10 protein-coding genes are annotated in these 8,640 nt (G+C 60.2%); 4 read left to right on the plus strand and 6 right to left on the minus strand.

Translation table 11 applies throughout. The features are described from left to right. Positions 1 to 15: 15 nt before the first annotated feature. Complete coding sequence (pssA, locus tag ACN9MU_RS31380) at positions 16 to 798, minus strand: CDP-diacylglycerol--serine O-phosphatidyltransferase (RefSeq protein ID WP_426166280.1); 783 nt, start codon at positions 796 to 798, stop codon at positions 16 to 18. 113 nt (positions 799 to 911) lie between these two features. On the opposite strand from pssA, the gene ACN9MU_RS31385 reads away from it, so the two are divergent. The 4 genes from ACN9MU_RS31385 (at position 912) to ACN9MU_RS31400 (ending at position 4,134) form a co-directional block, all read left to right on the plus strand. Next, positions 912 to 1,901, plus strand: a complete 990-nt coding sequence (locus ACN9MU_RS31385; protein ID WP_426343924.1) for a CAP domain-containing protein — start codon at positions 912 to 914, stop codon at positions 1,899 to 1,901. A gap of 48 nt (positions 1,902 to 1,949) precedes the next feature. After that, complete coding sequence (locus ACN9MU_RS31390; protein ID WP_426343925.1) at positions 1,950 to 2,549, plus strand: Hpt domain-containing protein; 600 nt, start codon at positions 1,950 to 1,952, stop codon at positions 2,547 to 2,549. Between the two features lie 456 nt (positions 2,550 to 3,005). Continuing rightward, complete coding sequence (locus tag ACN9MU_RS31395; protein ID WP_426343926.1) at positions 3,006 to 3,728, plus strand: helix-turn-helix transcriptional regulator; 723 nt, start codon at positions 3,006 to 3,008, stop codon at positions 3,726 to 3,728. Positions 3,729 to 3,759: 31 nt separating this feature from the next. Then, on the plus strand, positions 3,760 to 4,134 hold the full coding sequence (locus ACN9MU_RS31400) for a VOC family protein (protein ID WP_426343927.1): 375 nt from the start codon (positions 3,760 to 3,762) through the stop codon (positions 4,132 to 4,134). A gap of 7 nt (positions 4,135 to 4,141) precedes the next feature. Here ACN9MU_RS31400 and mnmE read toward each other — a convergent pair whose 3' ends face one another. The 5 genes from mnmE to rpmH form a co-directional block, all read right to left on the minus strand. Continuing rightward, positions 4,142 to 5,521 (minus strand): tRNA uridine-5-carboxymethylaminomethyl(34) synthesis GTPase MnmE, encoded by a 1,380-nt coding sequence (mnmE, locus tag ACN9MU_RS31405; protein ID WP_426343928.1) that lies wholly within the window; start codon positions 5,519 to 5,521, stop codon positions 4,142 to 4,144. Between the two features lie 134 nt (positions 5,522 to 5,655). After that, positions 5,656 to 7,395: a membrane protein insertase YidC gene (gene yidC / locus ACN9MU_RS31410; protein ID WP_426319731.1), complete on the minus strand. Its 1,740-nt coding sequence runs from the start codon at positions 7,393 to 7,395 to the stop codon at positions 5,656 to 5,658. A gap of 8 nt (positions 7,396 to 7,403) precedes the next feature. Beyond that, on the minus strand, positions 7,404 to 7,637 hold the full coding sequence (gene yidD, locus ACN9MU_RS31415) for a membrane protein insertion efficiency factor YidD (RefSeq protein WP_426166301.1): 234 nt from the start codon (positions 7,635 to 7,637) through the stop codon (positions 7,404 to 7,406). Further along, positions 7,634 to 8,041: a ribonuclease P protein component gene (rnpA, locus tag ACN9MU_RS31420; protein WP_426319733.1), complete on the minus strand. Its 408-nt coding sequence runs from the start codon at positions 8,039 to 8,041 to the stop codon at positions 7,634 to 7,636. The genes yidD and rnpA overlap by 4 nt, the downstream gene beginning before the upstream one ends. 21 nt (positions 8,042 to 8,062) lie before the next feature. Further along, the gene (gene rpmH / locus ACN9MU_RS31425) at positions 8,063 to 8,200 is read right to left on the minus strand and encodes a 50S ribosomal protein L34 (protein ID WP_078035393.1); all 138 of its coding nucleotides are present in this window, start codon (positions 8,198 to 8,200) and stop codon (positions 8,063 to 8,065) included. Positions 8,201 to 8,640: the final 440 nt, after the last annotated feature.

Here is an 8,640-nt window from a genome sequence, read left to right on the forward strand (position 1 = left end):
AATTACCGGTTTTGGTCAGTCATCCGGAAAAACCTGCGGCGGCGCAATCCCACGCCATCCAGCACGCCAGGCCAGGTTCAGCCCCACGGTGAACGCAATGTACACCACAAAGAACAGCACAAAGTAATAAGCCCGCAGCCAGACCAGCAGCCCCACATTCACCGCCAGCAGCACCAGCGCCGCGGTGGACTTCTTCTGCTTCGAGCTAGGGAAGCGAATGGTCGACACCATCAGGCTGCCCACCACAAACAACAGGGCTACGACGAAATACCCCTCAAGGCTCGAATCCGGAAACTCCGGCCACGCCACCACCACCGACGCCACGCAAGCCGCGCCCGCGGTAATCGGCATCCCCACGAAGTACTTCGGATCGGTCCGCCCCACATTCACATTGAAGCGCGCCAGCCGCAGCGCACCGCAAGCCACGAAGAAGAACGCCGCAATCCCGCCAATCCGCAGCAGGGTCGGATCCGCCGGCCCCATTTGCACGAAGCCATAGCAGTACAACAGCACCGCAGGTGCGCAGCCAAAGTTCATCACGTCGGCAATCGAGTCGAGCTGCACGCCGAAGTCGGAACCGGTACCGGTGGCGCGCGCCACGAAGCCATCCAGCGCGTCGAAGATCCCGGCCAGCACCAGCAAAGCGGCGGCCAGGCGGTAGTCCTGCGCCAGCCCGAGGTGGGCGTTGTCGACGGAGATCACAATGCTGGCAAAGCCGCAGGCGATCGAGAGCAGCGTTACCGTGCTTGGTAAGGCAAATTTGGCGCGTTGGAGTCGCTGATGTCGTTGAGTATTCAAATTAAGGCAATGATGATCAAAAAAGAAAGGCTATTTTACCCTGCTCGAGGATTTACAAAAGAAACACATATTGCCTGAAATTGGCATAGAATCGCGCCATAAAGGAGTTCACTATGAATACCCTCATAAAGTGGCACCAGAAGCCGATAGCCCTGCTGGTCGCAGCCTTGCTTACAGCTTGCGGTGGCGGCGGCGGTGGCGACAGTTCCGCGCCGCCGGTACTGAACCCGCCGGTGACCAATCCGCCAACCACATCGTGCGTTGTTTCGCCGACCGGCCTGCCGGGCGCTACGGGCGATACGGCCATCGACGGCTTCAACTGGTTCAATTACCGCCGCGCCGACATTGGCCTGGATATGCTGTCGTGTAATGAATTCCTGAACAAGGCTGCCCTGGCGCACTCGAACTACCTGCGCCTGAATAACATCGTGTCGCACGACGAGGTGCCTGGCAACCCAGGCTTTACCGGTGCGACGTTGCCGGACCGCCTGGCCAGCGCAGGCTACATCCTGGGCGATAACAACTATGCCTATGGCGAAGTGATTTCCGCTGCCAGCGACCGCTCTGGCTTCTACCACGCGGAAGAATTGATCGCCGCGATCTATCACCGCTTCGTGATCTTCGAACCCCAGTTCCGCGAGATGGGTACTGGCGCCTCGACCTCGGGCAGCGGCTACACCTACTTCACCTCTGACATGGCGACCCACAACGGCTTTGGCGCCGGTCTGGGTAAAGGCAACACGGTTACCTATCCGAAGAATGGCCAGGTTTCTGTCCCGACCTCGTTCGACAGCGATACCGAATCGCCCGATCCGGTGCCGAACCTGAATCGTGTCGGCTACCCGGTCAGCATTCACTCGGATATCACCACCACCGATGGCATCAAGGTGACTGCGGCAAACTTTACCATCCGCCCGCGCGGAGGTTCGCCGCTCGCCACGCGCCTGTTGACGAACGCGACGGATTCGGAACACACGCGGAAACAGTCCGCCGCCATTGTTCCGCTGACAACGCTGCTGTCCAACACGACGTATGACGTCAGCTTCGTTGGCACGGTCGACGGCGTCGCCGTGACGAAAAACTGGTCATTTACGACAAAATAGAGTCCCGCCCCTAGCCCACATCAGGACAGAGTGCTAAATTCTGTCCTGATGAACAAGCTTCTTTCCAGCTCACCAATACGCCAGCGCCTCGACATCGAGGAGGGACTGGACCGCCTGATGGGCGAGCGTGCGCTGTATCTTCAAATCCTGCGCCGCTTCCTGCAGGACTATCGCGATTCCTGTGAACGTATCCAATCGCTGCTTGCGCAGCAGCTGGACGCCAAGGCGCAACTGGCAGCGCACTCCCTGAAAGGTTCCGCCGGCCTGATTGGCGCGCAGCTGGTGCACGACCAGGCGGTGCTGGTGGAAAACGCGATCGCCGACGGCGCCGACCCGGCCGCCCTGGTAGCGCAACTCGAGGTGCTGTTGCGCGAAACTTGCGGCAGCATCGACGATCTCTTACGCGAGCATGGCGACAAAGCCGCATCGAGCGAAACGCCCGCAGTCGATCCCGCGCAATTGCGCGCACTGATCGAAGAACTGGTGGGTCTGTTGCGTGAAGGTGATGGCGCGGCCATCGACCTGGTGGAGAAATCGGCGACGATCCTGGCAACTGCCCTGGGCGTGCCGACCTTCCAGATGATTGCGGCGGCTACGCATGCATTCGATTTCGAGACTGCGCTGGACGTGCTGGAGATGGAACTCTAGCCGCTTTCAACCTGAGAAGTGCGCCTCTTCATCGAAGGAATCCGCGCACTCCTTGCCGCAGAACCGGCGCACTGCATCCAAGGGTTTTTCGCAGTACCAGCAGGAGCCTTTGGGAGGCAGCGATTGGCGCACGCCGCTTGGACGCTCGGCCGTTGCGACACTTTGTGCGGGTGGGATTTCCTGTTGCGTCTCCACGATATTCCCCTTTACTGACAAGCCCTGGAACCAAGGTTACTGCTTTGCGCGGACAGGAGCATGACCTGCCTCAACAAAATAATAGCAGGATTAAATCAGTGGCATAGGGGACGCAACGTGCGCCAGCGCACCAAAAGAAACATAAATATTCCAATGGGATGCGCCGGCGCGATAGGACTTTGTTCCGTGACATCACAATGATGCGGAAGCCGCGAAGATGCCTTATCTTTGCATCCCGCTTTCACTGCAACTGCCAAACCCATGTCACGTTCCGAACGCCTGCTCAATCTCTTGCAAGTCCTGCGGCGCTACCGCCGCCCGGTCAGCGGCCAGGTCCTGGCCAATGAACTTGGCATCAGCATCCGCACCTTGTATCGCGATATCGCCAGCCTGCAGGCCCAAGGGGCCATGATTGAAGGCGAACCGCGTATCGGCTACGTCATGAAGCCCGGCTTTATGCTGCCGCCCTTGATGTTTGGCTCGGAAGAGCTGGATGCCCTGGTGCTGGGCATGCGCTGGGTCGCGGATCGTTGCGACCCGACGCTGGTCGAGGGAGCCATGAATGTGTTGGCCAAGGTTTCAGCCGTGTTGCCTGCAGAGTTGCGACGCGAGTTGGATGAGTCGGCGCTGCTGGTTGGCGCCCCATTGCGCAGGCCAGGCAACCCGCCGTCTCCCGACATGCTGCGCAATGCCGTGCGCTCCGAGCAGAAGCTGCTGATCACTTACGTGGATGGCAGCGGCATCCGGACGCAACGCGTGGTATGGCCTTTTGCCTTGGTCTATTTTGACCAGGCCAGGGTGCTGATGTGCTGGTGCGAGCTGAGAAACGGCTTCCGCAACTTCCGTGCAGACCGGATTCTGGCAACAGGGGAAACGCATGAACGCTATCCGAAGCGACGCGCCGCCCTGCTGCGCGAATGGCGCAAGGCGCATCGGGAAGCCGCCGAATCAATACTGCCAGAATCTGGCAGGATAGGAACTTAAACTGGGCCCTCTTTCAAATCAGGAGCTCAGAATGAAATTCGCATCGGTACGCGTGGTGACGCAGGATCTCGACAGCATGATCGCGTTTTACCAGCACCTTTCCGGCATCGCGGCAAACCGTCCCGCAGAGGGTTTTGCAGAAATCCACTTCAACGGGGCCGCGCTAGCCCTTTCTTCAGAACGGCTGATCGCCCTGTTCAATGCGGGAGCGGCAAAAGCGGCAGCCAATCAATCAGCGATCCTGGAGTTTGAAGTCAGCGACGTGGATGCAGTGTTCGAGCGGGTAGCCGGCAATGGCGTTGATGTCGTCATGCCGACAACGAGAATGCCGTGGGGGAACCGCTCCTTGCTGCTACGCGACCCTGACGGCAATCTCGTCAACATCTTCTCCCGTCCCGCCAATTAGCGGTGCTTCATTTGCCGATGCAGAAGCGGGAGAAGATCACGCCCAGCAGGTCGTCCGACGAGAACTCGCCGGTGATGGTGGAAAGCTGCACTTGCGCGAGACGCAGTTCTTCCGCGAACAGGTCCAGCGACTGGTCGGTTTGCGCCGCGTGCTGGCCGGCATAGTCGAGGTGGCGGGACGCGTTGCGCAAGGCGATCAGGTGGCGTTCGCGCGCGAGATAGAGCGACTCGCCGGTCTGCTGCCAGCCGGCGATGCGCAGCAATTCTGCGCGCAGCAGGTCGATGCCGGTCTTCTCGTTGGCGGAGAGGTAGATGTGCGTTGCATCGGCCATCTGGTCGACCGATGGCTTGTGGCCCGACAGGTCGATCTTGTTCCAGATGCGCAGCACCGGCACGCCTGGCGGGAAGTTCGCGACGATGGTTTCGTCATGGCGGGTCGGGCCGTGGTCGGCGTCCAGCAGGTGCAGGATGACGTCGGCCTTGCCCACTTCGCCCCAGGTGCGTTCGATGCCGATGCGCTCCACCACGTCCACCGTTTCATCGTGGCCGCGGATACCAGCGGTGTCGATGATGTTGAGCGGGATGCCTTCGATCTGGATGGTCTCGCTGACCTTGTCGCGCGTGGTGCCGGCGATCGGCGTGACGATGGCGACTTCGGCGCCGGCCAGTGCGTTCAGGAGTGAGGACTTGCCCACGTTCGGCTGGCCGACCAGCACCACGTTCAGGCCTTCACGCAGCAGCGCGCCTTGCGAGGCTTGCTTGAACACCTGGTCGAGGGCTTCGACGATGCCTTTCAGTTGGCCGCGTGCATCGGACTTTTCGAGGAAGTCGATTTCTTCTTCCGGGAAGTCGAGCGTGGCTTCCACCAGCATGCGCAGGTGGGTGACGCGTTCTACCAGGGCGTGGATGGTCTGCGAGAAGGCGCCGCTCAGGCTTGCGCTGGCGGATTTGGCGGCGGCTTCGGTGGAGGCGTCGATCAGGTCGGCGACGGCTTCGGCCTGGGCCAGGTCCAGCTTGTCGTTCAGGTAGGCGCGGCGGGTGAATTCGCCGGGTTCGGCCAGGCGCAGGCCTTGTTCGGCGCCGGCTTCCAGCACGCGCTGCAGCAGCATTTGCAGGACGATCGGGCCGCCGTGCCCTTGCAGTTCGATGACGTCTTCGCCGGTGTAGGAGTGCGGGGCTTTGAACCAGATTGCGATGCCTTGGTCGATCACGGTGCCGTCGGCTTGCGTGAAGGGGATGTAGGTGGCGTGGCGGGGCTTGAGGTCTGCGTCCTTGAACAGGGCTTTTGCCAGCGACTGCAGGTTCTTGCCGGATGCGCGCACGACGCCGATGCCGCCGCGGCCGGGGGCTGTGGCGATTGCTGCGATGGGGGAGGAGTCTAGGTTCATTTGGTGATTTTATTCTCTAAAACCGGTAAACCTGTGTCAGACCCGCAGGGTCTGACACTGTCTGCTCCACGGCCTGGGGTTTCGGCGGTTTACCGGTTAAAAAAAGCCCGCGTCTGGCGCGGGCTTTTCATTACTTACTTGGCGACGCCAACTTCAAGCTTTTTGGTAATCACCCACTGCTGCGCAATCGACAGCAGGTTGTTCACCACCCAGTACAGCACCAGGCCGGACGGGAAGAAGAAGAACATGACCGAGAAGGCAATCGGCATGAACATCATCATCTTCGCCTGCACCGGATCCGCAGGCTGCGGGTTCAGGCGGGTGGTGATGTACATCGAAATCGCGTACAGGATCGGCAGGATCGCCCATGGGTCGTGCTGGGTCAGGTCGGTGATCCACAGCGCCCATGGAGCGCCGCGCATTTCAACCGACGCGTTCAGCACCCAGTACAGGGCGATAAACACCGGCATCTGCACCAGGATCGGCAGGCAACCGCCGAGAGGATTGATCTTCTCGGTCTTGTACAGCTCCATCATGGCCTGGTTCATCTTCTGCGGATCGCCTTTGTAGCGCTCGCGGATGGCGGTCATCTTCGGCGTCACGGTCTTCATCTTCGCCATCGAGCGGAAGGAAGCGGCGGACAGCGGGAAGAACAGCAGCTTGATCGCCACGGTGAAGGCGATGATGGTCCAGCCCCAGTTGCCAACCACGGAGTGGATGGCAGCCATTGCCGCCCACATCGGGCGCGCCACGATGGCCAGCCAGCCGTAGTCCTTGACCAGGTCCAGGCCTTCGGTCACTTGCTTCAGGGTGTCGGTGTCTTGCGGGCCGGAGTACAGGCGGGCATTGTTGGTCACCGACGCGCCAGGCGCCAGGGTGCCCAGCGGCTGCACGACGCCGATGGAGTACAGGTTGTCGCCTTCTTTCTTGGTGAAGATAGTGCGCTCCAGCTTATCCTGCGGCACGAAAGCGGACACGAAGAAGTGCTGCGCAATAGCGACCCAGCCGTCCTTTGCCTCGGTCACGTGGCCAGGCTTGAACTTGGGATCTTCCGCCAGCGACTTGGCATCTTTCTCGATCTGCTTGAACTCGTACTTCTTATAGTGGCTCTCCGAGGTGTACATGGTCGGGGCGATGAACGATGGGTTCATGAAGCCCGACCCTTCCGGTGGCGTGCCGTCATGCTTCAGCTGCAGGTAGAGCTGAGGGCTCACCGGCGCGGCGCCGGTATTGGTGACGGTATGCTGCACGTCCACTACGTAGTCGCCCTTCTTGAAGGTGAAGGTCTTGACCAGCTTGACACCGCCCTGCTCCGCTTCCAGCACCAGTTTGACCTGGTTGGCGTCGTTCAGCACGCGCGCGCCCGGCTGGGCCACGAATGGAGTCTGGTGGTTAGGCAGGTTAGGCGCGTTCACCAGGCCGGTTTCGCCCAGGTAGATATGCTTGCCGTTCTCGCTGAACAGCACTTCGGTGTTGTTGCCACCCTTAGGTTTGCAGAACTCGAACAGGCCCCAGCAGCCGCCCAGCCAGCCCGGATCGGCGCTGCCCTTGTGCTTCAGCAGTTCCAGGCGCTTGATGGTGCCGCCCAGGGTGTCGATATCGACGCGCATCACGTCGGTGGTGATGGTCACCACTTCGGTCTTGATCGGAGCAGCAACCGCAGTGCCATTCACCGCAGCAGCAGCGCCGGCGGCAGCGGCAGCAGAAGCAGGCGTGCCCGCGGCAGTCGCGGAGGCCGAAGCTACGGCGGCTGGCTTGGCAGGAGCCGGAGCAAACATGGACGGCTTGCCGGTCGAGATCATCCAGTTATTCCACAGGATAACCAGCGAGACCGCGAAGACGATCCACAGGATTGAGCGTTTATTGATATCCATTCGGTTCTTCAGGAGTGGTTGAAGTGCTTGGGCGGCACGGGATCGACCCCGCCCGCGTTCCAGGGATGGCAGCGGCAAACCCGGCGAAACGCCAGGTAACTGCCATGAGCCGCACCATGCTCGCGCACAGCTTCGAGCGCATAGTTGGAGCAGCTAGGGTAAAAACGGCAACTCGGTGCACCCATCAGCGGACGGATGACCCATTGGTAAAAGCGCAGCAGGATGGTCAGCAGCGTTTTCATTTTGCCGGCCTGGCCTTGTTGGCAGATGCAAAGAGGCGCGTCAGTTCCTGGCGCAGTTCGGCCTTCAGCTTGGCCGTGGTGGCCGGACCGTCCTTGCTATTGACGGGGCGCGACAGGCGCACCACGCAATCAATGGAAGGCAGGCTGGACACGCGGAACAGTTCGCGCGTGACGCGCTTGATGGTGTTGCGGGTAACCGCGCGCGGTGCAAAGCGTTTGGCAACGACAATGCCCAGCCGCGCATTCGGCAGCTGGTTCTGGCGGGTATAGAGCACGAAGTGCGCGCTCTTCTGCGTTGGCCGCAAACTAAAAACGGATGAAAATTCATCCGTTTTTATGATGCGCCGAGCGCGAGCGAAGTCGTGTCTGCCTTCGCCTGTCGAGCTGTTAGGACAGCTTTCCACGCGATCAGCTAACAAGCGTGCTTAAACTACAGCCAGACGCTTGCGGCCTTTTGCACGACGTGCGTTCAGGACTTGACGGCCACCACGGGTAGCCATACGGGCGCGGAAGCCGTGGGTGCGCTTGCGACGCACAACGGAAGGTTGGTAAGTACGTTTCATGTTGGTCTCGCTTAAAAATACAAAATCGGGACGGGAAAGGTGTCCCTAAAAATGTTGGTGCCAATGACATTTCGCGCACTGCGCCAATCTCACTGCCCGCTAAATCCGCGCATCGTATCTGAAAAATTACGGACTACGGGCGGGGAACCCAGAATTATCAGGATTTTTCGGTTTACTGTCAACCACTTAAACCGGTAAACCAGTGTCAGACCCGCAGGGTCTGACACTGCCTGCGGCAGCCGCGGATCGGTGCCTGACCCTGCGGGTCAGGCACCGGTTTACCGGTTTGAATAAGTTTGGTTGCGAAAAACCCAACCCCAGCACGCTTGTGCAAAATTTCTGGTTAACCTGTGGATAACTTCCGACTTAGCGGCTAGAATAGCGCGTTACGTGTGGCGATTACGAACGCCCTCCCACACTTTTTGCATATAGATAGATTC

The sequence above is a fragment of the Pseudoduganella sp. R-32 genome (genome assembly GCF_049913245.1).
Classification (GTDB): domain Bacteria; phylum Pseudomonadota; class Gammaproteobacteria; order Burkholderiales; family Burkholderiaceae_D; genus Rugamonas.

Bases quoted from the DNA above. Each gene is read 5' to 3' on its own strand.
- rpmH (WP_078035393.1), bottom strand. From the start codon at position 8,200: ATGAAACGTACTTACCAACCTTCCGTTGTGCGTCGCAAGCGCACCCAC.
- ACN9MU_RS31385 (WP_426343924.1), top strand. From the start codon at position 912: ATGAATACCCTCATAAAGTGGCACCAGAAGCCGATAGCCCTGCTGGTC.
- ACN9MU_RS31395 (WP_426343926.1), top strand. From the start codon at position 3,006: ATGTCACGTTCCGAACGCCTGCTCAATCTCTTGCAAGTCCTGCGGCGC.
- yidC (WP_426319731.1), bottom strand. From the start codon at position 7,395: ATGGATATCAATAAACGCTCAATCCTGTGGATCGTCTTCGCGGTCTCG.
- mnmE (WP_426343928.1), bottom strand. From the start codon at position 5,521: ATGAACCTAGACTCCTCCCCCATCGCAGCAATCGCCACAGCCCCCGGC.
- ACN9MU_RS31390 (WP_426343925.1), top strand. From the start codon at position 1,950: ATGAACAAGCTTCTTTCCAGCTCACCAATACGCCAGCGCCTCGACATC.
- yidD (WP_426166301.1), bottom strand. From the start codon at position 7,637: ATGAAAACGCTGCTGACCATCCTGCTGCGCTTTTACCAATGGGTCATC.
- ACN9MU_RS31400 (WP_426343927.1), top strand. From the start codon at position 3,760: ATGAAATTCGCATCGGTACGCGTGGTGACGCAGGATCTCGACAGCATG.